The sequence below is a fragment of the Chryseobacterium sp. CY350 genome, from assembly GCF_027945075.1.
Classification (GTDB): domain Bacteria; phylum Bacteroidota; class Bacteroidia; order Flavobacteriales; family Weeksellaceae; genus Chryseobacterium.
The window spans coordinates 1,456,697-1,477,769 of sequence record NZ_CP116034.1; the positions used below are offsets into that span (position 1 = coordinate 1,456,697).

The 21,073-nt window shown below is 31.8% G+C and carries 26 protein-coding genes; 19 read left to right on the forward strand and 7 right to left on the reverse strand.

The window, feature by feature from the left end; translation table 11 throughout:
- Positions 1–2: 2 nt before the first annotated feature.
- The 4 genes from PGH12_RS06590 to PGH12_RS06605 are packed head-to-tail and all read left to right on the forward strand — an operon-like array spanning position 3 to position 3,608.
- Positions 3–1,403: an anthranilate synthase component I family protein gene (locus PGH12_RS06590; RefSeq protein WP_267597379.1), complete on the forward strand. Its 1,401-nt coding sequence runs from the start codon at positions 3–5 to the stop codon at positions 1,401–1,403.
- Entirely contained in the window at positions 1,400–1,969 is a 570-nt protein-coding gene (locus PGH12_RS06595; protein ID WP_267597380.1) for an anthranilate synthase component II, read from the forward strand. Before PGH12_RS06590 ends, PGH12_RS06595 begins: the two co-directional genes overlap by 4 nt.
- Before the next feature lie 7 nt (positions 1,970–1,976).
- A complete protein-coding gene (locus tag PGH12_RS06600; protein ID WP_267597381.1) occupies positions 1,977–2,375 on the forward strand; it encodes a DUF3995 domain-containing protein in 399 nt (132 codons plus the stop codon).
- Between the two features lie 6 nt (positions 2,376–2,381).
- Positions 2,382–3,608, forward strand: a complete 1,227-nt coding sequence (locus tag PGH12_RS06605; protein WP_267597382.1) for a cytochrome-c peroxidase — start codon at positions 2,382–2,384, stop codon at positions 3,606–3,608.
- Positions 3,609–3,746: 138 nt separating this feature from the next.
- Here the strand turns inward: PGH12_RS06605 and PGH12_RS06610 are convergent, their stop codons facing one another.
- Complete coding sequence (locus tag PGH12_RS06610) at positions 3,747–5,279, reverse strand: tetratricopeptide repeat protein (RefSeq protein ID WP_267597383.1); 1,533 nt, start codon at positions 5,277–5,279, stop codon at positions 3,747–3,749.
- A 492-nt stretch (positions 5,280–5,771) separates the two neighbouring features.
- On the opposite strand from PGH12_RS06610, the gene PGH12_RS06615 reads away from it, so the two are divergent.
- The 13 genes from PGH12_RS06615 (at position 5,772) to PGH12_RS06675 (ending at position 14,631) form a co-directional block, all read left to right on the forward strand.
- Positions 5,772–6,341, forward strand: a complete 570-nt coding sequence (locus PGH12_RS06615; protein WP_267597384.1) for a Crp/Fnr family transcriptional regulator — start codon at positions 5,772–5,774, stop codon at positions 6,339–6,341.
- A 64-nt stretch (positions 6,342–6,405) separates the two neighbouring features.
- The gene (locus PGH12_RS06620) at positions 6,406–6,930 is read left to right on the forward strand and encodes a heme-binding protein (RefSeq protein WP_267597385.1); all 525 of its coding nucleotides are present in this window, start codon (positions 6,406–6,408) and stop codon (positions 6,928–6,930) included.
- A 19-nt stretch (positions 6,931–6,949) separates the two neighbouring features.
- Entirely contained in the window at positions 6,950–7,357 is a 408-nt protein-coding gene (gene uraH, locus PGH12_RS06625) for a hydroxyisourate hydrolase (RefSeq protein WP_267597386.1), read from the forward strand.
- 370 nt (positions 7,358–7,727) lie between these two features.
- Positions 7,728–8,093 carry a recombinase family protein gene (locus PGH12_RS19130; RefSeq protein ID WP_442867869.1) on the forward strand — a complete coding sequence of 122 codons (366 nt, stop codon included), beginning with the start codon at positions 7,728–7,730 and terminating at the stop codon, positions 8,091–8,093.
- Between the two features lie 15 nt (positions 8,094–8,108).
- Positions 8,109–8,285 carry an AAA family ATPase gene (locus PGH12_RS06635; protein ID WP_267597387.1) on the forward strand — a complete coding sequence of 59 codons (177 nt, stop codon included), beginning with the start codon at positions 8,109–8,111 and terminating at the stop codon, positions 8,283–8,285.
- Positions 8,286–8,391: 106 nt separating this feature from the next.
- Positions 8,392–9,030 carry a hypothetical protein gene (locus PGH12_RS06640; RefSeq protein WP_267597388.1) on the forward strand — a complete coding sequence of 213 codons (639 nt, stop codon included), beginning with the start codon at positions 8,392–8,394 and terminating at the stop codon, positions 9,028–9,030.
- A gap of 252 nt (positions 9,031–9,282) precedes the next feature.
- A complete protein-coding gene (locus PGH12_RS06645) occupies positions 9,283–9,777 on the forward strand; it encodes a GNAT family N-acetyltransferase (protein WP_271286810.1) in 495 nt (164 codons plus the stop codon).
- 263 nt (positions 9,778–10,040) lie between these two features.
- Entirely contained in the window at positions 10,041–10,592 is a 552-nt protein-coding gene (locus PGH12_RS06650; protein WP_267597390.1) for a hypothetical protein, read from the forward strand.
- Between the two features lie 390 nt (positions 10,593–10,982).
- Positions 10,983–11,288 carry a hypothetical protein gene (locus PGH12_RS06655; protein ID WP_267597391.1) on the forward strand — a complete coding sequence of 102 codons (306 nt, stop codon included), beginning with the start codon at positions 10,983–10,985 and terminating at the stop codon, positions 11,286–11,288.
- Positions 11,289–11,337: 49 nt separating this feature from the next.
- The gene (locus PGH12_RS06660; RefSeq protein WP_267597392.1) at positions 11,338–12,030 is read left to right on the forward strand and encodes a helix-turn-helix transcriptional regulator; all 693 of its coding nucleotides are present in this window, start codon (positions 11,338–11,340) and stop codon (positions 12,028–12,030) included.
- A 72-nt stretch (positions 12,031–12,102) separates the two neighbouring features.
- Positions 12,103–12,495, forward strand: coding sequence for a RidA family protein (locus tag PGH12_RS06665; RefSeq protein ID WP_267597393.1), 393 nt, complete (start codon positions 12,103–12,105; stop codon positions 12,493–12,495).
- Between the two features lie 152 nt (positions 12,496–12,647).
- A complete protein-coding gene (locus tag PGH12_RS06670) occupies positions 12,648–13,232 on the forward strand; it encodes a hypothetical protein (RefSeq protein WP_267597394.1) in 585 nt (194 codons plus the stop codon).
- 844 nt (positions 13,233–14,076) lie between these two features.
- Positions 14,077–14,631, forward strand: coding sequence for a Crp/Fnr family transcriptional regulator (locus PGH12_RS06675; protein WP_267597395.1), 555 nt, complete (start codon positions 14,077–14,079; stop codon positions 14,629–14,631).
- 388 nt (positions 14,632–15,019) lie between these two features.
- On the opposite strand, the gene PGH12_RS06680 is transcribed toward PGH12_RS06675, so the two are convergent.
- A complete protein-coding gene (locus PGH12_RS06680; RefSeq protein WP_267597396.1) occupies positions 15,020–15,616 on the reverse strand; it encodes a Crp/Fnr family transcriptional regulator in 597 nt (198 codons plus the stop codon).
- A gap of 462 nt (positions 15,617–16,078) precedes the next feature.
- Here PGH12_RS06680 and PGH12_RS06685 point away from each other — a divergent pair, with 462 nt between their 5' ends.
- Positions 16,079–16,564, forward strand: coding sequence for a YcxB family protein (locus PGH12_RS06685; RefSeq protein WP_267597397.1), 486 nt, complete (start codon positions 16,079–16,081; stop codon positions 16,562–16,564).
- Positions 16,565–16,694: 130 nt separating this feature from the next.
- Positions 16,695–17,246, forward strand: a complete 552-nt coding sequence (locus tag PGH12_RS06690; protein WP_267597398.1) for a hypothetical protein — start codon at positions 16,695–16,697, stop codon at positions 17,244–17,246.
- 333 nt (positions 17,247–17,579) lie between these two features.
- Here PGH12_RS06690 and PGH12_RS06695 read toward each other — a convergent pair whose 3' ends face one another.
- Genes PGH12_RS06695 through PGH12_RS06715 form a run of 5 tightly spaced genes read right to left on the reverse strand, consistent with a single transcriptional unit; the run spans position 17,580 to position 21,068 of the window.
- Complete coding sequence (locus PGH12_RS06695; RefSeq protein WP_267597399.1) at positions 17,580–18,026, reverse strand: DUF3872 domain-containing protein; 447 nt, start codon at positions 18,024–18,026, stop codon at positions 17,580–17,582.
- Between the two features lie 10 nt (positions 18,027–18,036).
- A complete protein-coding gene (locus PGH12_RS06700) occupies positions 18,037–18,570 on the reverse strand; it encodes a conjugal transfer protein TraO (protein ID WP_267597400.1) in 534 nt (177 codons plus the stop codon).
- Between the two features lie 22 nt (positions 18,571–18,592).
- Positions 18,593–19,492 (reverse strand): conjugative transposon protein TraN, encoded by a 900-nt coding sequence (gene traN, locus PGH12_RS06705; protein WP_267597401.1) that lies wholly within the window; start codon positions 19,490–19,492, stop codon positions 18,593–18,595.
- Between the two features lie 20 nt (positions 19,493–19,512).
- Positions 19,513–20,829, reverse strand: a complete 1,317-nt coding sequence (traM, locus tag PGH12_RS06710; protein WP_267597402.1) for a conjugative transposon protein TraM — start codon at positions 20,827–20,829, stop codon at positions 19,513–19,515.
- Complete coding sequence (locus tag PGH12_RS06715; RefSeq protein ID WP_267597403.1) at positions 20,826–21,068, reverse strand: hypothetical protein; 243 nt, start codon at positions 21,066–21,068, stop codon at positions 20,826–20,828. The genes traM and PGH12_RS06715 overlap by 4 nt, the downstream gene beginning before the upstream one ends.
- Positions 21,069–21,073 lie beyond the last annotated feature (5 nt).

Below are 21,073 nucleotides of genomic sequence, written 5' to 3' on the forward strand. Positions count from 1 at the left end.
ACATGATTTCTTCATTACATATAGATTCTGAATACTCAGAGAACTTCGACATAAAAAATTTTTATGTCCATTTGAGAGAAAAAAGCAATAGCTCGATTTGGTTTGAAGTTTCCGAAGCGGTAAACAGTGAAAATCACAGGCTCATCTTTATTGCGGCAGAACCTATCGCTTCTTTACAGTCAAATAATGTTAATGAACTTCAATGTACATCAGGAAATGATGTGGTAACATATAACGTAAGCGGAGAAGTTTTTTGGACTAAAGTTGGTGAATGGCAGAAAAAACATAATCCTGATCATTCTCATCCCTATAACGGATTGCTGGGTTTTAGCAGCTATGGTTCTATACAGCTTGTTGAAAATATATTTTTGAAAAAATATGACGAGGAAAGTCATCTCGGCCAATTACCTCTTTTTAAGTTTTCCCTTTATCGGTATATCTATGTTTTTAATGTCACGCTTTCTAAGGTTGTTTGCATCAATAACTTTTATGAGGGTGAAAACCGAGAAATTGGCGATATGAAGAAATGGCTTGAAAACAGTCAAGTCAGTGATTTAAAAGAATTTTCAATTTCCGAAAATGAAGAAATCGACTGCACGGAAGAAGAATTTTTAGAGAAAGTTGACAGGGCAAAACATCATTGTCAGGTAGGTGACGTTTTTCAGTTGGTTGTTTCCAGACGATTTTCCAGGAATTATGTTGGAGATCCCTGGACATTTTTCATCAAATTAAAAAACAACAGTGCGCAATACTATTTCTTTTTGGATGAGGAAAATTATAAAATCGCAGGAGCGTCACCAGAAACCCATTTCAGATCTAGCAACGGTGTAGGAGTCGTAAAGCCTATTGCAGGAACGTACCGAAAAACGATGAATAAAAATGAAGATGCATTACTCGAAGAAAAGCTTTTAGCGGATCCTAAAGAAAATGCAGAACACAATATGCTTATTGACCTGGCAAGAAATGATCTGAGTAAATATGCAGATAATGTATACATCAGCAAACTGAAAACCATTGAGCATTACAATAATGTCATTCATATTGTGAGTGAGGTTCAGGGGAAAATGAATACAGACTGCAATCCTATTCGATTAATTAAGGAATTTTTGCCTGCAGGAACTTTAAGTGGCGCCCCAAAATACAGAGCTATTCAGCTTATTGATGAAATAGAAAGCAGCTACCGCTCGTATTATGGTGGATTACTCGGATGGATCGGTTTTAATAATGATATTAATACCTGTATTCTTATAAGAAGCGCGCTGTTCGAGAACGGAATGATGATTTATCGTGCAGGAGCCGGAGTCGTTATATCTTCTGAACCTCAAAAGGAACTGGAAGAAGTAATCAATAAAATCACACTGATACTAAACACTTTAAAGGAATTTCCATCCTATAAATTATGAAAAAAATATTACTTGTAGATAATTATGACTCATTTACTTACAACCTCAAACAACTTGTTTCTGAATGTTGTGACTATAAAATTGATGTCTTTAGAAATGATACATTTCAGATGGAATTAGTTGAAGAGTATGATGCTGTGATCCTTTCTCCGGGTCCCGGTATTCCGCAAGATGCAGGACAATGCATTCCATTGATTGAGAATTTCAAAGATAAAAAAAAAATATTGGGAATTTGTTTGGGACATCAGGCAATTGGGGTGGCTTTCGGTGCCAACCTTATTAATACGTCTCATGTATATCATGGTGTAAGTTCTATAATAGCACTGAATAACAATGAAAAGATATACACAGAACTCCCTGAAAACATACAAGTTGCAAGATACCACAGTTGGGTGGTAGAAAATAACAATTTACCTGATGATCTTGTCATAACATCTAGTGATGATAAAAATACCATCATGTCTATCCGTCATGATAAATATGATATTACTGGGTTGCAATATCACCCTGAAAGCTTTCTTACTCCGGCGGGAAAAAAGATCATACAAAACTGGATTAATTCTTAAAAGTAAAATGAACGTTCCGGGATATTTTTTAATCACTATTTTTCTTTCTATTGCTCTCCTGCATATTTATTGGGCAATAGGAGGATCATGGGGAAAAAATCTGGCAATACCTACTACAGAAAAAGGAATTGCTCTTTTTCAACCAAGTGCTTTATCATGCGCTTTAATAGGCGCTTTATTTATCCTTTTTTCACTTTCTATTGCATTTCGCGGTAGATTCTCATCATTCATATTTTGGGTCATGGTCTTCATCTTTTTTTTGAGAGCCATTGGCGATTTCAGATATGTCGGGTTCTTCAAGAAAATAAAGAAGACTCCATTTGCTGAAAGAGATACTCATTTCTACAGTCCATTATGCTTATTAATAAGCCTTTTAATACTATTACAACTAAAATTATTTAAATAATTACGCATGAAAAACAAAAAATTATTTTTTCTACCCTTAATATTTTTGGGTATGGTATCTTGTCAGAATGACGATATCTATGAGCCAATAAGTGAGGCAGACGTTAATGTTTCGGCATTATCCAGTGCAAGGATCTCAAGCACGATGATGGCTGCTTTCGGAGATAATATTGATCTTGATAACCTTCAAAATTATTCAAACCAGGCTATACCAAGCTATGCGAATAAGGATAATACGCCATTTTTAAATCCCATTACGAATGCAGGAGCTACATTGGGGAGAGTTTTGTTCTACGATAAGAAACTTTCTTCAAATGACGCCATCTCATGCTCCAGTTGTCACAAACAAGAGTTAGCATTTGGGGATAACGATTTAGCAAGTCAGGGTGTTAACGGACAAACCGGAAGACATTCAACAAGATTAGTAAACGCAAGATATTCTCTTGAAACCCGATTCTTTTGGGACAAAAGAGCATCTTCATTGGAGACTCAGACCACAATGCCTGTGAAAGACCATATCGAAATGGGCTTTAGCGGTACAAATGGTGACCAGTCGATAAGCGATCTGATTATAAAACTTCAAGCTGTGCCTTATTATCAAGAACTATTTACTAAAGCCTATGGCAGTTCTGCTATCACTGAAAAAAAATTGCAGAACGCTTTAGCTCAATTTGTGAGAAGTATTGTTTCTTTTGATTCTAAATATGACCAAGGTAGAGCTGCTACATTTTCAGATTTTACGCCCTTCCCTAATTATACTGCAGAAGAAAATTTAGGCAAAAAACTTTTTATGGACATACCGATTTTAAGCTTACTTGTTACAGGTGATCGTCTAGCTGGCGGACTTGGATGTGCAGGTTGTCATGGCGCACCAGAATTTAGCATGTTACCTATCTCCGGTAACAACGGGATTATTAATAAGATCGATGGTAGCGGGCTTGATCTGAATGTGACCAGATCTCCGTCATTAAGAGATCTTGTAAACAGCGCCGGCGTACCAAACGGACCAATGATGCATTCTGGTCTTATTACTACTTTGGAAGGCGTGGTAGATCACTACAACAATGTTCCTAAAAATATCCAAAATACTAATCTGGATATTCGTTTAGCCTTAGGCAATAGTTTGAGAGTTACAGATAAAGAAAAGAAAGCACTTGTTGCATTCCTTAAAACACTATCTGGAAATAATATTTACACAGATAGCAAATGGTCAAATCCTTTTGTTACTCAATAATCCAAATTTTTATTGTTAATGTAAAAACGAGTATTCCTAAGTGATTACTCGTTTTTTTTATAAAAAATTCAATATTTGTTTGCTGAAACTAATGGATGACTACAAATAGAAAGTAAGCAAACCTTAAAATAAGAATAATCATTTTAAAGGTTTATTATGAACAAAATCTTTATCTAAACTATTAATAAAATAGGATGGGTTTACGCCTGTTTCCTTTTTAAATGTAGCAGCAAAGACTTCTCTGGAAGAAAATCCGCATTCTTCTGCAAGATAACTTATTTTGTATTCACGGTAAATCGGGTTTTCAATAAGTTTATTTTTTATGTACTCAATGCGCAGATTGTTGATGTAATTATTGTAATTTTTATCTTTATATTGTTTTATGGTTTCAGAAAGATATCTTGTATTGGTATTAAGATCTTTAGCAAGAGAAGTAAGACTGAGATCTTTTTTTAAAAACTTCTGCGATTTTTCAAATTTATTGAGTTTTAGCAATAATGATTTTGATGTATGATCAGGAATAGTAATATTTTTCTTAACCAGATTTCCAGTCGGAGAATCATCAGTATCCTCTTCATCTTTCGGTACTTCGTCGACCTCTGAAATATCTACACTTTCTGTTGCTGTAATGTTTTTTTTATCTCTGTTTTTAAAAACAAAAATAAGCACTATAATAGCTAAAATGATGACAATAATCAGCAGAGTTTTAGAAATCAAACTTTGATTGGCTTGCTCTTCATTATTTTGATTTTTTTTAGAGTATAGATTTGCATTATTGCTTTCTGAACTTACAAGGCTATCATTCAACTTGATATAAAGATTGGTATATTTTTTTGAAGATTCCACCTTTTTCAATGCCGAATATGCTTTAAACGACACTTCATAAATATCTCGTCGGATATATGGCAAATCAATCAGCTTTTCTTTTTTCTCTGCCTCCTCAGCAAATTGTGCAGCTTTAATATATTGTTCCTGTTCATAGTAGATCCATGCTAGTTCATTCAATACACTAACTTCAAGATCACCTTTTAAACTTTTTTGATTCTGACAGATTGAAAGTGCCTGTTTTAAATATACTAAAGCATTCTCGACACGTCCTGAAGCCACGTTCATCATTCCTAAATTCAGATAAGTAATGGCAAGCAAAGCGTATTTTTTTTCTACAAACGATTTATTATCCTGTATTTTCAGTGCATTTTCCAAAGATTGATTATGGTAACACATCACAAGATCTACAGAAGCATTGATTTGGGAATAATACGTTGCAAATTCGCGGGATATAAGAGCTTTGGAGTAATATCTATCGTTATCAGAACTAATTTTTTCTGCAACATTGCTGGCTTTATTAAGGGTTTCGAGTCCTTCTTTATTTAAATTTAGCTCAATATAAGCTGCAGCTTTAAGTCTATAGGAACTTGCTAATGCTGTATCATTTTTTTCTTTAATAGCACGATTCTCTATGTTTTCACTTATCTGTATTACTTTTTTGTAATTTTTATTCTTAGAAACGCGATAAATATCTTTAGACAGCTCTACTAATTCTCCTGAATTATTGGCCGAGCTTTTTTGAATGATCTGTATTTCATCATTTACTTGTGATTTCCTTGATGATTTTATGTCAGTGAATATAAACATAAAACCAAAAAGGATCAGTGTGCTTTTTTTAATCATTTATCATCATTTGTGTAAACAAAATAAACAATAAAAATGATAAATGCAAAATAGCACTCACATTTCTTGGTTTTATAATTATTCCTTAATTACAAAAAATCAAAATAATCAAAATATGAACACTAAAAATCTATACATAATTAAATATAGATTAAAACTTATTAATTTTTTTTAACTAAAACAACTATTATTTACATATCAATTCTTTGAATCACCACTGTGTTTCACATTCATATCTTCTCACTTGATTAATATATTCAAAAATCCTTATAACAAGATTTGTAAAGAAGATTTTTGAGTCCTCAATATGCGACCTTTGCAAAAAAAAAATATATTTGTCAATAAAAGAAAATTTTAGAAAAAAAGATCTGTAAGCATTTAATGATCACAATGAATATTATATTGTATCACAACTTTACGACATACAGAACTTATATTTGATATTCTGCTTATTTTACGTAATAAAGTTTAACTTTTACACAAATTAAACAAATGTATTCTATCCTCGAAAAGTTTATAAAAAGTAGAGCTAACATTGATGATGAAAAACTTCAGGAAATTTGCTCTTATTTTAAGTTGATAACGACGAAGAGAAACGAAATACTTCTGGATTACGATCAGATTTGTGGGCAATATTATTTTATTAATAAGGGCTGTATCCGGTTATTCACCATTGATGAAAATGGTAACGAGAATATAAGATATTTTGCGTTTAAAGGAAATTTTGCGACAGCTTTACCAAGTTTTATAGACCAAAAGCCTGCAGAAGAGTTTTTGCAAACAATCGAAAAATCTGAGCTATTGTACATTTCACGTACAGATTTTTATTATTTAACGAGTACAATACCTCAATTTGCGAAAATATACACCGAAATTTTGGAACTCGGTTTTATATCGGCACAGAAAAGGATTTATGGTTTCCAAGGATTTGATGCTTTAGCTAAAGTAAAATGGATCATTAAACATCAACCGCACTTATTGCTAAATGTATCAAATAAAATGGTAGCAGCATATCTTGGGATTTCTCCTTCTACCCTAAGCAGACTAAAATTGAAATTGTAAAACGTTGCCTCAGGACAACGTTTTACAATTTTTCAGTACTTAGCTTTGTACAAACAAATATAGAATGAGAAGTATATGTATTTTATTATTAATAACATCAACAAAATTATTTGGACAGTCTGTTACTGAAACAAAAAGAGCGCAAATAGTAGCCAGTAATTATGTAAAGCCTATCGAAAGCTTAACGTTAGAAGGTGCATTTGAGCTAACAAAACGCATAACGAAAAGTGCGTCCTCATTAAACAAAAAAGTTTCCATTGCAATATTAGACTCTTCAGGAAATATACTTTTGATTGCTCGCGGAGACGGAGTCGGCCCACACAATACAGAAGCTGCCCGAAGAAAAGCCTACACAGCTTTATCAACCAAAACATCTACTTTACTGCTCTTGAGAAATGCAGATGCAAGTATTGACTCAAAAAACCTAAATACACTTCCCGAATTGCTTTTATTAAGTGGCGGAGTACCCATATGGTACCACGGAAATATTATTGGTAGCGTAGGCGTTGCTGGTGGTGGAAGTCCGGAGAATGATGACCTGATCGCTAGAGCGGCATTTATCGAAGAAATAGGAATAATAACAAAATAGATAATTTAAATATCAAAAAATGAATAAAATAGTTTTCGCGTTGCTTTTATCAATAGCATCCACCCTAGCATTTGCTCAAAAAAAAGAGTATCAACTTTCAAGTCATATACTGGATGTTTCCAAAGGAGCACCAGCTACCGGAGTTGGTATCAAATTAGAAAAATATAATGAAAATAAAAAAGTCTGGGATTTTGTGGATCAAAAAAACACCGATATCAACGGCAGAATAACAGATTTCCTTCCTGCAGAAAGATCGAACATCGGGATCTTTAAATTGACTTATTTTACCAAAGAATATTTTAAAAAAGCAAATACAGAAAGTTTCTACCCTTTTATTGAGGTTGTTTTCCAAATAAAAGACGGAAATCATTATCACGTTCCTATTACGCTTTCTGCCTACGGTTATTCTACATACAGAGGTAATTAAAAATAGAAAGCGGTTCCAACTACTTCTTATCTCCAGACTGCTGAATATTATCTTGAATGAATTATTTAAATTAAAAAACCCTTAAAACGTTTGTTTTAAGGGTTTTTTTCTGAAATTTGAATAAACTTCTGCGATCCGGACGGGACTTTGAGCAATTCCACCAACCCTCTATCACAAAGGTTTTCAGTAACTTAAGGTCTTTTAGGTCTCGAATTCGTCCCTTAAAATTTATGTAATTTTATTACGTTTTGTAGATAGAGTAAATTTATAAAATTTATCAATAATAAGCTTAAAAATTTTATAAATTTTAGCGAAATTAATATTCTATGATTCTACTCTATCACAAAATATATTTGAAATTTTAAAAATCATCACTTTTAAGTTTAAGGAAAACTGTCTTGTAGATGGTGTAGATACTTCTACTATTAATGGTCGACTATTTCTTAATATAATGGCCTCTTTGGCTGAATATGAACGAGAGTTGATTAGAGAGCGAACCAATGCTGGATTGCAATCTGCAAGGGCAAGGGGGAGATTAGGCGGAAGACCAAAAGGTTATACTGCGGAAACAATATCCAAACTGTTATTACTACGTTCTTTATATAAAGATGTTAGTAAACGTCCTGAAGATATTTATAAACCATTAGGTCTGACCAGGGCAACATTTTATAGATATGCCAAAATTCTTGAGAATCATTCTGATGAAGAAATAAAGAAAATGGGAATTAAAAAATAAAAGATTAAAGATAAAATGCAGCTATTCATTATCACAGGTGGCTCGGGTGTTAGTAAGACAACATTAATTAATTTTTTAAAAAGTAAAGGATTTGCAATTGTTCTTGACTCCGCTCGAACTATTATCAAAGATCAAGTTAATATAAATGGTGAAGGTCTCCCATGGAAAAATAAACATTTATATAAATACTAGATTTTAAGTATTTTAGCAAATAATTGGTATTACGTATTTTGCATATTGTTTGGATTTGCGAAATACGTGAATACGAATGACATTTCACCTAAAATTGCGGATGTAAATGAAGATATTAAGCACAATTATCTTAGTTTTAATTTCTACTATATGTTTTTCTCAAGATTTGGCACTTGAAAAAAATTCAAACTGGAAAAAATATAAGAAAGTTATAGAAACGAATTTTGAAAATAATTCAAAAACAGAATTTTTTTTAGAAGATGGAAAAATAAAAAATATTAAAATTTTCACTAATAATTTACTGATAAAAACAATATTTTTTAATGAAAACGAGATGAATGCTAAAGATTCAACAAAGAATATCTACAATGATGGAGAATTTAATTATTTCTACAATGAAAAAAAACAGTTAACTGAAAAAAGAAGTTTTGAAACGCTGTTTTTGACACAATATTTCTATGATAAAAATGGACTTTTAAAAAAGACAATTGGAACAGATGTTAAAAATAGATATAGACATATTATTGAATACAGTTACGACAAATGTTCAAATATAACAGAGGAAAAAGAAGAAGAAATAGGAGAGTCAATTAGAGGATATTTGTTTAAACCTTCTGTTTTAAATTATGAGTATAAATATAATAATAAAGATTGTATTTGGACTAAGAAACATTTAACAATATATGGAAAGAAAAAACTAGTAAAAAAAAGATTTCTAAAAAAAAATATTCGACAAAAGTGGTAACTGTTGTATAACAAGAAATTTAAAAAAAAGTATAAAAATCACGGATTAAGTGCTAGTCTCAAAAAACGATAGCTTATAAATAGGGTTTAATCCAAAATGAGAAAAAATTTAAACATTGATCGATAATCATTTTGTTAATTATTTTGCGTTTTCTGATTATTAGTTCTCTTTTAAATTCCGCAAAAACGACAACTACTTTGATTCCTAAACCCAAATCATAGATGAAAAACAATTAATTAATAGATTAAGATAATGAAATTGAACAAAAATATTAGAATAAAAACAGATCGATTGTTATTGAAACCAATAGAAGTATTGTATATTGACGATATCAATGAATATTTCGATTCAGAACTTACAAAGTATATGCCTCTTAATCCGACAGGAGATAGAGATGACATTATTTCTTTCATACAAGAATCAAAAAAAGGATTGGAAAAAAATACTGACCTAGTAATGGTTGCCTTAGATTCAAATAATCAGTTTGTAGGTTGTTGCGGAATCCATAATATATCCTCAGAATCTGTAGAACTTGGCCTCTGGATCAAAAAAAGCATGCAGGGTGTTGGGTTGGGCAAAGAAATTATAATAAACCTTATTAACTTTTTAGAAAATAGTTTTACTTTCAAATATATACTCTATCCAGTTGATGAAGAAAATATAGCTAGTAAAAAAATACCAGAAAAATTAGGTTTTGTTCCTTATAAAAAAATATCAAAAAAACAAAAGTACTTCATCATTTCTTAATATAGTAGAATATAGAAAATATTATCCAGTTTAATTTCGTCTAATACATGAAGTGCTGCTATGTGTGCTAAAAATAATCAACATTGCAGCGCTTCAGATTTTAATAATAAATAGTACGAATCTCAAAAAAGGATTATTTTTATTTTTCAATTAATAATGAATTAATTTCTTAGTTTTATAGCATTAAAATTGATGCTGGAAAATACAAAACTGTGACTTCCCAGAAATCAAAATTATTAAATTTAAGATAAACAAACATAACTATGAGAAGACAAATCTATTTAGCAGCTCTTTTTGCTATACCTTTTTTTGGGAATGCACAAAAAGTAAATGTTGAAAAAAATATTGCAGGTGCACAAGTCGGTTTATTCGGATTGGATTTATATAACGAAACAAAAATTATACACAAAACTACTTTAAGAGTCGAAGCAAGTCTCTTTCCTGCAATTTGGGGCGGAGATTTATATGCAAAAACTGGTTTTGCGTTTTATCCATCTATAACGCTACAGCCAAAATATTATTACAACATTTCTAAACGTGCTGAAGAGGGGAATAATACAAATAATAATTCAGCAAATTATGTAGGACTACAAATTCGCTATACACCAGATTGGTTCGTTATTTCAAATACAAATAATCTGTATCTGACCAATCAGTTAAATATTATTCCTACCTATGGATTAAGAAGGAATTTTGCAGGGAATTTTAATTATGAATTCAAAGCTGGTGTGGGATATGGTGCAGCGTTTAAAAATGGCAATACAGTTTCAGAAGCCGTAGTTGATCTCAGCTTCAAAGTTGGATATGATTTTTAATTTTCTTTTGATTTGGAACTTCAGTAATTAATTCGAAAGAACAATTAATATTTTTAGCCAATAGATTCGATCCGGTTTAAAGAATTGGTGGCAATGTGGCGCATTTTATACGATATATAGTAAGATAGCTTATCTCACTAGTTTTGAAATATATAAATGTGGTTATATAATAAACTGAGATTATACTTCATCATTCATGCATTACAATTTTTTAAGATCTAAAAAAATAAGAAATGATTATTACTAGTAATTTCAGAACAGAAAAAATATTCCTCTAAAAGAATTTCTTATTGAATTTCAGACTGGTGAATAAGTATATTGTTACAGCATAAATATAATATATATCGAAAATTTAGACAAAATTTAAAATTAGTCTCACAAAACGATAATATGACAGAAAATTATATTCAATTTGCAAGCGGTTATAAAAAAAACAATATTGAAGAAGAGGATATAGTAAAAGCTATATCAGACATTCAATTGATGGATGACGAACATGGAGCATTCTGGGTTTCAGTTATTACCAATGATGATAATGTTATTGAAGTAAATAAAGATTTATCGCTTTATGTAATTTTCGATGGACAACAAACCAACTATCAGGCTAAAGATTGGAACGAAGTCACAGAACTTTACAAGTTATTATTAAATGAAAAATTTGATGAAATAGCCGAAAGAGTTAATAGAAATAAGTAATCTCAAAAAACGATTATTAAAATTAATCATTTTAATATAGAATCATACAATGAATGATAATGATACTAAGCGTCTTTCAAGGCTTGCAGCAATTATTACGCAGCTTCAGACAACAAGACTTTTAACAGCCACAAATCTTGCTGAGAGGTTTGGCGTAAGCATAAGAACAATATACCGTGATATCAGAGCTTTGGAGCAGGCTGGAGTTCCTGTATTGACGGAAGAGGGCAAAGGTTATTATATGATGGAAGGCTATAGAATTCCTCCACTAATGTTCACAGAAAACCAAGCGAATGCACTTATTCTTGCTGAACAATTAGTGTTAAAAAACAAAGATCAATCTTTTGTCAAAGACTATTGTGATGCAATCGACAAAATCAAAGCAATCTTGAGAGAGTCTGGGAAAGATAAAGTTAATCTATTAGGGGAGCGAACGCGATTTGATCAAAATGTCAACAGAGAGCGAAATAGCAGTAATATTTCTGAATTACAGTATGCATTAACTAATTTTTTGTTAATCAGTATTGACTATATGAACAAAGAGAATTTAGCATCAAATCGTATAGTAGAGCCATTTGCCTTAATCAATACCACCGAAAACTGGCTCCTGATTGCATGGTGTCGCTTAAGAAAAGAATTTAGATATTTTAGGTTAGACAGAATATCAAAAACTCTAGTTATGACAGAGAAATTTGAGCCACACAGGATGACTTTGCAGGAATATTTTGATAAATTTTATTAGCTTTTTTCACCTCTGACATAGGGCTGTCACAGCTGCATTTTACCTTTGTTGCTCATAAATAAAAATAATAAAATGCAAAAAACATCATTTGACCCGTGGGCTTGGGGTAAAAACACAAATTCAGTACAAGCGGTAGAAGTTAAGCAATCAGAAGGAACTTTATATTGTTCGGGACAAGTAGCAATCAATTTGGATGGTATTCCTAGTTCTGAAGATATGAGAAGTCAGTTAGTACAGACAATTGCTAATTTGGAGCAACTTATCAGTGAATCAGGTTATGAGTGTAAGAATATTGTTAGATTAAATGTTTTTACAACTAACACTAATGATTTTTTTAATACCTGTATGGACATTTATGTACCGTTTTTGATGAAGCACGGTATACAGCAGGCAACGACATTACTTGAAGTAAAAGGTCTTTTTGCAACCTTGACCGTGGAGCTTGAAGCAACCGTCGTTAAGTAATTAACTTGAGTTCGTTTTAGGTGTAGCTTAGAAACAGCAAACCGTCATCTACCTTATTAAGGTTGGATGACGGTTTTTTTATTTTAAAAAATATGCTTGAGATTTCATAATCTTGCTTTTCTTGAAAAAATCTTAAAAAACGATTATATTAAATGTTAAAAACAATTCCCTTTTTTCTATTTGGATTTTCATTAGTTTTCTCACAAACACCTATTGAAAAATGCAAATTACCAAAGTCGCATTACGAAAAAATTTACTCAGTAACGGTTGATGATGTGAGGTGTTTAGCTGAAAATTCACCCCAACCCAATACGTTGTTTTTCACCTTTGCAAGTTGGTGTAAGCCTTGCATCTATCATATACCTACTTTTTTCGTCATACAGAAATTTTATAATGTTGATCTTTATGTTTTGTTGATTGATCAGGAAAACAATGATTTTACAAAGCGATCAAGAGACATGGTTTTAGAGGCCTATCCTGATGCAAAAATTCTTGTTATTAAAGACATAGAAAGTAGACAGAAATCAAAAAAGTATAAAGATTTTCTTAAAAAAATTACTCCTGCACAATTTGAAAATATTGACGATATGTCAAAATTTATCCTCTTAAACCGAAAAGGAGAAGTACAAATGGTAACAAATTGGAAAGACTCTAAAGATGATCCTGATTGGAAAGATGATAAACCGATGGTGAGAAGAATTGTTTTGCCATTATTAGAAAAAAGAAATGCAAACTGAATAATAATAAAGTCAATAATAAAAATTTTTCATAAAAACTTCACAGATTACTATGAAGTTTTTTATGCGGAAAATCAAAGCAAACTGTAGAAAATTCTAGTCCTTACCTTTGGCAATAGCCAAACCGTTATAAATTGGTAACTTATCTCAAAAAACGATAATTTGTATAATTAATGTAGCAACCGAAAATCTTTTCGATACCTGCAATGAAGTTAGACTTAAAGTATTGCTTAGACGATGCCTAACGTTCGATGCATATCTGTTATGGTTATTAAACGAAGATTGATATTAGAAATTATAATTTTCAGATATTCTTTCACACTAAGATTCTCGTTCTGTTCCGATAAATTCAGAATAACAATCATCTTACTTGAAACGATATTTTTTGTAAATGTTATTTCATCAATCATATTGCTTGATGCGTTAAAGTCCTCGGCAATTAAAAATTCAAGGTACTTAATCACTACCATTTTAAATTTATGTGATTGATGAATAATTTATTCTAATTTTTTCAACATTTATTGAATTACTAATCATATGTCAGTTACAATATATAATAAAGTTATTTTTATAAATTTTTACTGTATAATGTCCCAAAACAAATCAAAGCTAAATTAACTTCTCAAAAGAAAATTCATCTAAAGCCATAGGTCAGTGAACTTCTGGAAGATGATTTTTTTTTACATTTGTTAAAAACCAGTTGACAAATTAAAACGTATATAAAAATACGTACTGTTTTATATTGAGATCAATAACTATTAAATACTTATTGATCAACAAATGATGTTATATGGTTTTCATTAGAAAACTTAAATTGTTTCATGATAAATAAATCTTTGCAGCAATGAACATTAAGATTACTACTGAATGGGAAAAATACAGTCATTTATTTGAAAGATTAGAAATTCCCGCTTATACAAAATTATTATCAGAAGGGCAGTTTTCTGAGCAAGCATTTATAATTATAAAAGGTGCCTTGAGAAGTTATACAAATGATGATGCACCAGATATCACCTATCAATTTTTTTTTGAAGATGAATTCTTTTTTTCTGTGGAAAGTTTTCTTAATGGCAGACCGAGCTTATTAAGTGTAGAAACTATTGAACCCTCTACTGTCTATTCAATCTCTAAAAATAATTTTCACCAAATTATTACATCTTCCGATATACTACAGAAGCAAATTGATGAATTCACTGTGCAGACGATGATCCATTTTCATGATATAGCCACATACAGAATTGAACATGATCCTGAAAAGAAATATTTGAAATTACAAAAAGACAATCCCCGAATTTTATTAAGAGTTCCTCAATATTACATCGCTTCTTTTTTAGGTATATCTGTAAAGGAATTAAATCAAGTTCAGAATAAATATGATTCTGAAAAAAAACTGAACTAAAAGCATTAATATAAATGTAAAAAAGAGATCTATAAATCACCACTAAGCATGTGAAAACAATAATAATAATAATAATAATAATAATAATAATAGATTATTGAAATCTTTTCCAAAATATCTTAAGGTCTCCATGCCTTATCTATTATTAGAACAGTGACTGTTTATATTTAATTTAAATACATATTTGAAAAAGAATAAGGACTTAAATTTTGCTACTGTAATTCCATTAATTGTTTTTACAGCCAGTAACTGTAAGTTTTAGTTAAGTTTTGTACTAAAATCAAGCTAAAAATAATTGCAACTATGCAGTGTAATTATTTTAATACTTGTGATCGCATCAATCTCTAAAAATTGATATCATTATATAATTTACCATAAAAAAGGTTAATTAGTACATTATTTTACGGTTTTTAATGAGAAGCATCTTATCATGCTCCATTCTTTTAATTGTTCTGATGGTGGTTTCAAGACACAGACCGGTAAGTGATGCCAATTGCTGTCTTGTGAGTGGAACTTCGAATGTATAACGTTCTTGATTTTCCTTTTCTTTTTTCATCATTTCTATGACCTCTTTTAATCTTTCTGCTGCGTTATGAATCGAAATTTTTTGTATTAAAATATACTTTTTGTAAAGTCTCTCCGAAAGAGATTTACAGACTTCCATGTAAATGTCTGGGTGTAAAGCCAAATAAGAAAGCAGAGTTGTCTTGCAAATCTTGATGATGGTACATGAAGTCAAAGCAATAGCATTCATAGGATATGGTTTTTCTGTAAAAAGCATTGCTTCGCCAAATGCATCTTCACACGTCACGATATTTTGAATGAATTCTTTACCGTCCCTATTGTAATTGTTCAATTTCACATCGCCTGTCACTACCTGATAGTAGAACTGCGGGCTGCCGCTTTCACGGAAAATATAATCTCCGGGCTTATAATCTTCTTCTGTCGCTCCCATGGAGTGCAGAAGTTCTTCTGTAATAGACATAATATAATTTTTTATGGTTGGTGTAGCTGGAATTGCTGTATAAATCTACAGATAGGTGTCATCACATTAATACGCAGTTCGCAGTGTGCTGTACGTTGCCAAATGCTGATGGTAACACTCTAAAGAGAAAATATAAAGCGAGTCATAAAGATCAGGTGTATTGTCTCTTTCATTATTATGTACGAGACGACTTCATTTATAAGATTGCCATTGCTCCTTTATTTGATTGGAGACAAGATGTTAAATCGTTAACAATAAGTATTTTATATAGTCGCAATAATTAGACCAATGCTATGTTTCGAATCATAATATTATTAAATGAAAATTGGAAAATACTTAAATTGATTTTGTAAATTAGCGAAAAACCATACTCCTGCTGTAAACTTAAATACTTACTGCACTATTTAAATCGACAGTATGTTAAATTAGCAGCAAGTACAAAAGTCTCAAAAAAAGGATAGAATGAAGTTAAAAGCAAAAGTGACCATCCGACAATATTTAAAAATATTATTTAGCTTAACATATTCAAAGCCAATAATGATATTTCTTATCTGTTTTGCGTTATTACTCGTGCTATGGATTGCGCTTTACCACTTAAATATTTTAAATCTTCCAGAACCTATAATTTATCAATATATCACTTTACTTTTAATTGCTGTAATTCATCCAACCGTGATATTTACTACAATTCTAAGAAACTATTACTCGAGCAATCATTTAAGGGAAACGCTGGATATGGATTTAGCCGAAGATAAGATAAAAATCAGAGGTGAATCTTTCTATATGGAAATTCTCTGGACGAAAATCTATAAAGTTGTTGAAAAGAAAAATTGGTTTCTAATCTATCAAAACAATTTATCTGCGATTTTGATTCCTAAAAAAGAGCTATCGCTAGAGCAAATAAAGCAAATTCAAAAAATTTTAGAATCAGTAAAAACTATTAAATGATGAGACGAAATACAATCTGCGCACTTGAGCCGATAAAAATAGTATTAGTTTATGATTGCTTGTAAACAGTTGTCAAAATTTTTTCTAAGATTCTCTCGTAATAATAACCAACCCTTTAAAAATGTGTATATTGAAAATAGAGCATTTACTCATATTATTTTTACTTACTATTACTTCTTGTAATGGGCAAAATAATCAAGACTGTTTAAATTCTTTAGATAAAAAGTTATCACCAAAGATAGATCAGGAGAATAAGATTGGAGAAATAATTAGCATGAGAGATAGCATTAATTGTTTTGAGTGGGATACTCTAATTGTCCATTCTACAATAGGGAATAAAAAAAATATAGAAAAGGATTTGGGAATAACAATTCCATTTGAATACAGTTTCAGTTCTGGTGATGAAAGGGCAGCAATGTTACTGTTTTTAAAGGACAATAAAGTAGTCAACTATATTTTGCAAAAGCCAACTGTAGATCGAAAAACTTACGACCAAGCAAATTCCATCAAAGTTTATTATTTTATCTACCTAGTAAATAATTACGGTAATGATGTTTATGCCAAAATCCCTAAAGAGCTTGCTGTTTTTGAGACGTATCCAGTAATTTATCATGATGAAGAAGAGGAAACAAAATGGGCGCTAAAGTATGGACTTGGTATTAAAATCAAGGAACAGAAATAAATTTACAATATTTCACGTTTTATCTGTTTAGCTAATCAAATATAATAGGCTTAGATTTTAAAATCTAAGCCTATTATTTTTATTTTTGAAGAAATAGTTTACAAACGTATCTAAAATATTCAAAAACAAGTTTCGCAGTTTGTCCTCGGTTCAATACGATTAATTTGCTTGTGCTGAAATATTAAGACTGATGTATGGATTATAGTAATCATTATCCAAAGATCTTATATTCTTTCAATGATATTACATGTGCAGTATTTTTAATAGCTCTTGCTTGAAGATGTAAAAAGTAGCATAAAAAACGGCTTATTCTTAGATAAGCCGCGTGATGAATTAATCTTTGCTATTGAATTGAAATTCAATTTCTTTCTCATTTCCAAAGCTATCCGAAATCCAAATTTTAAAACTTTGCGACACTGTTGATGTTGACGTGTAATATAGGCGAAACTCTTTAGCCTGTAATGCATAAGAATCATTTTGGGAGTAAGGAATATCATTATAGTATTTTAAAATTCCTGTTCCGTCAAACTGAAAATATCTAATATAATACTGAGTTCCCTTAAAATTTCCACCTGATAGAATCTTTAGTCTGATTTCTACCGTTTCACCATTAGAAATATTTTTTGATACTGGCATAACAGAGACTTCAAATGGGAAGTTCTGCTTGATTTCAAGTTCTTCATCAGTGCACGATGATAATATTGTTTCTGTTAAAAGAAGAATCGGGATGACATACAAAATCTGTAAAATTCGTTTCACTTTATTAATATAATTTTTCATATTCATTGTTTTATAAATTAACTCTTAGCCCGATTCCTGTTGATGCCCTCAAGGGATCCCGAGAAGTATTCCAAAGCAATTTCGTTCTGGAAGAAGCTATCACTGAAAAACGATCTGAAAGATAATATTCAACACTTAATCTTCCCTCTGCTCCATACACAAATGAAGATTCATTAATGAGTAATGATCCATCATTAAGAAGGCGCTCTCCCCTATTTAAACTTTCATAGCCTGCAACAGCAGATAATGTTACATTAAACATTAAACTTTTCTTATTATTTGCAATCATATTAAAGATATAACCTGCCTCGGCAAAGTAAGTTTCAATGGCGATATCATTAGTTCTGTAGGGGACTGTTTCTTTGGAATATTCTAATACATAGAGCATATAATTTCCTTTTTTGGAATGAACGACAAGACCGGCATTGAGAAAAAAGTTATCTGAATTTTCAGAAAGTAGCTTTCCACTACTGATTTCAATACCCTTTTGTTTTGGAAGCATTCTTTGTGCGCTTATGGTATTACCTATTAAAAGTAGTACCATGATCATTATAAACCTTTTCATCCTAGTTTAGTTTTAAATGCATGTCCTTCACAAACGTTGCATGGATCAAGTCAGCATTTTCTACCTGAATTTTCTGATGTCTTCCACCCTCTTTTTCAAAAACTTCAATTTCCAATACCTGATCTTCCAGTAAAGTGAATTGATCCAGAAGAAAAACCACCTTTTCATCGGATTGATGATTAATTGTTTTGGTAATCATATATTCACGAATTGGAGTCAGCACTTTATCCTGTACAATTGTCCGCTTTAGATTTTTCTTATCGACGATCTTGAAACTGACAAAATCGATATTGTATGGAAGATTGCTTTTATTTCTGAATTTAAGTACAAAATAAAATTTTCCATCATGTACATTTAAGGATTCCAACAGAAAATGCATTCCGAAACTTTTATTTCCGATATGCTTGATCGTTCTTTTGGGATTTCCGTACAATGTTTTCATCAACAGCTCTGTTAATGAAGCTGATTCTCCTTTAAGATCTTCCAATAAAACTTCTGTAGAATGTTCTTTTTCATGCTGTCTTTGCAGTTTAAGAAGATCATAATTTAAAGTCTCAGGATACGAACTGTAAAATACATCAAAGCTGTAAAATTTACCGTCCTGCGTAATAACTGAGAAATTGGTCTCTTCTTCAAAATCTTTTACTCCTGCTTTAATCCGTAGAACATTTCCTACATCCTCTGCTTTGTTGGCAATAAGATTTTCGCTTCCCAAATCAACATAGCGGATCGGTGATGGGAATAACAAATGGGTTGTTTTATTGTAGGTGACTTCCATTTTATACGGCTCTAATCTGGCTTCACTCAAAGAAGCAAATTGAGGCATTTCCTGAGATAAGATTGGACTTATTGAAAACGCTATAAGGATAAAGGTCACCCATTGTTTAATTATATTATTCATTGTTTTTATTTGTTGTTATATTATTTTTTTGAGACCAGAAAAACATGATGTCCTGCTTTTACAGTAACTTTAGGAAGCCTGATCTTTTTCTGGAAATATCCTGATACACCCTGAACAATTCCTTTTGTCAAGTCTGCCGCAATCTGCTGTCCTGCTGATTGGGTCATCATAATATTGGTTCCCGAATTTTGTCCCATATTCGCTAAAATATCAGTGGCTGCATTTTGTTCCGGAGAATAAGGAATATTGAGTCCTAATTGACCGTCGTTATCATGCACATTGATTTCAACCTGCTGAATATTGCCGTTGTATTCAATAGTTGAAATTTTCAACAATAACCTTCCCCCCTGAAATTTTGCAGTTGCTTTGAGTATAGTGCCTGCCGGTATGTAAGTCTTTGCTAAAAGCATCGGCTGTGAGAGCCTTAAGATGACCATACTTTCGGCGGTAATGGTTTTTGTTTCATGGATCACCGCCCCTATGCTGTTTGGATTGGGAAGATTATTTTTTTCCTTACTGCTTTGCAGGTCATTAAAACTGTTTTGATGAAAGCTTGCTAGAAAAGCACTGTCACTGACTTCACGATACAGACTGGATACGATGCTTTTTCTTGCTGGTAAGGCAGTAGTCACTTGAAGTTTTTTATCTTCATCCTGCTTTTCAAAAACTTTTTTTTCTTCTGAATTCTCTGAGCTTGCATTCGTCGGAAGATACTTGGCAGCCATCTGATAGGACTTTTCCATCAGTTCAAGCTGATCATTAATGCTTGTTCCAGCAGGTGCTGTATCTTTTTGCGATGATTCATTTTTCAGTCTGTTAATCTCCCTCTTCAGTTGACTAACTTCCTGGTCATCTCTGCTGTAAAAAGATCCCAATGTCTGCTGTGCATTTCGGTAGCTGTTGACTGCATTTTGGTCACCTGACTGCATTGTACCAGCAGTTCCTAAAGATTGCCCGGTTAAACTTTTAGAACCTCCGTTTTGTACATTCATCGGGTCTTTCCAGTAATCTGACAGCGTCGTAAGAGCATTTTTCTTCTCTTCATTTTTCTGCTCCAGCAATTGCTGTTCGTAGGCTTTCTGCTTATCCGACTGTAATTTGTCTTCTGCTGCCTGGGGAATTGCCGAATTAAAACCCACATCTTCAAGAATGGTTTTTTCTTTTGGTTTAAAAATAAGATATAGGCATCCTGCACAGACGACTGCCATGAGAAAATAAATCAATGGTTTCTTCAGTTTTTCAAGCTGTTCTTTTCTGCTTTCATGAAGTTCATTGTTCGATGACAATCCGGAACTTCCTTCAGTAACCCTCACTTGGGTTGTATTCTGATCTTTCATTTTGTTGCTTTTTGATTGATGTTGACTCCTGCCGGAATGTTGCTGATGTGACCACCGATTGGAATTGGTTCATTGTGAGCCGCACTCCACCAGATCTGTACAAATGCAGCAATAGTGAGCAAGGTGTACACTGCAAAAAAGATTTCGGTCAGTATTCGTTGACGTGCTTCTGGCAAGGCTTTCCACTTCTGCTCTGCATTCAGAACCTGTTGATCGATGGTTTGTCTAAACTTTTTCATAGGTG

Bases quoted from the DNA above. Each gene is read 5' to 3' on its own strand.
- PGH12_RS06590 (WP_267597379.1), top strand. From the start codon at position 3: ATGATTTCTTCATTACATATAGATTCTGAATACTCAGAGAACTTCGAC.
- PGH12_RS06595 (WP_267597380.1), top strand. From the start codon at position 1,400: ATGAAAAAAATATTACTTGTAGATAATTATGACTCATTTACTTACAAC.
- PGH12_RS06600 (WP_267597381.1), top strand. From the start codon at position 1,977: ATGAACGTTCCGGGATATTTTTTAATCACTATTTTTCTTTCTATTGCT.
- PGH12_RS06605 (WP_267597382.1), top strand. From the start codon at position 2,382: ATGAAAAACAAAAAATTATTTTTTCTACCCTTAATATTTTTGGGTATG.
- PGH12_RS06610 (WP_267597383.1), bottom strand. From the start codon at position 5,279: ATGATTAAAAAAAGCACACTGATCCTTTTTGGTTTTATGTTTATATTC.
- PGH12_RS06615 (WP_267597384.1), top strand. From the start codon at position 5,772: ATGTATTCTATCCTCGAAAAGTTTATAAAAAGTAGAGCTAACATTGAT.
- PGH12_RS06620 (WP_267597385.1), top strand. From the start codon at position 6,406: ATGAGAAGTATATGTATTTTATTATTAATAACATCAACAAAATTATTT.
- uraH (WP_267597386.1), top strand. From the start codon at position 6,950: ATGAATAAAATAGTTTTCGCGTTGCTTTTATCAATAGCATCCACCCTA.
- PGH12_RS06635 (WP_267597387.1), top strand. From the start codon at position 8,109: ATGCAGCTATTCATTATCACAGGTGGCTCGGGTGTTAGTAAGACAACA.
- PGH12_RS06640 (WP_267597388.1), top strand. From the start codon at position 8,392: ATGAAGATATTAAGCACAATTATCTTAGTTTTAATTTCTACTATATGT.
- PGH12_RS06645 (WP_271286810.1), top strand. From the start codon at position 9,283: ATGAAATTGAACAAAAATATTAGAATAAAAACAGATCGATTGTTATTG.
- PGH12_RS06650 (WP_267597390.1), top strand. From the start codon at position 10,041: ATGAGAAGACAAATCTATTTAGCAGCTCTTTTTGCTATACCTTTTTTT.
- PGH12_RS06655 (WP_267597391.1), top strand. From the start codon at position 10,983: ATGACAGAAAATTATATTCAATTTGCAAGCGGTTATAAAAAAAACAAT.
- PGH12_RS06660 (WP_267597392.1), top strand. From the start codon at position 11,338: ATGAATGATAATGATACTAAGCGTCTTTCAAGGCTTGCAGCAATTATT.
- PGH12_RS06665 (WP_267597393.1), top strand. From the start codon at position 12,103: ATGCAAAAAACATCATTTGACCCGTGGGCTTGGGGTAAAAACACAAAT.
- PGH12_RS06670 (WP_267597394.1), top strand. From the start codon at position 12,648: ATGTTAAAAACAATTCCCTTTTTTCTATTTGGATTTTCATTAGTTTTC.
- PGH12_RS06675 (WP_267597395.1), top strand. From the start codon at position 14,077: ATGAACATTAAGATTACTACTGAATGGGAAAAATACAGTCATTTATTT.
- PGH12_RS06680 (WP_267597396.1), bottom strand. From the start codon at position 15,616: ATGTCTATTACAGAAGAACTTCTGCACTCCATGGGAGCGACAGAAGAA.
- PGH12_RS06685 (WP_267597397.1), top strand. From the start codon at position 16,079: ATGAAGTTAAAAGCAAAAGTGACCATCCGACAATATTTAAAAATATTA.
- PGH12_RS06695 (WP_267597399.1), bottom strand. From the start codon at position 18,026: ATGAAAAATTATATTAATAAAGTGAAACGAATTTTACAGATTTTGTAT.
- PGH12_RS06700 (WP_267597400.1), bottom strand. From the start codon at position 18,570: ATGGTACTACTTTTAATAGGTAATACCATAAGCGCACAAAGAATGCTT.
- traN (WP_267597401.1), bottom strand. From the start codon at position 19,492: ATGAATAATATAATTAAACAATGGGTGACCTTTATCCTTATAGCGTTT.
- traM (WP_267597402.1), bottom strand. From the start codon at position 20,829: ATGAAAGATCAGAATACAACCCAAGTGAGGGTTACTGAAGGAAGTTCC.
- PGH12_RS06715 (WP_267597403.1), bottom strand. From the start codon at position 21,068: ATGAAAAAGTTTAGACAAACCATCGATCAACAGGTTCTGAATGCAGAG.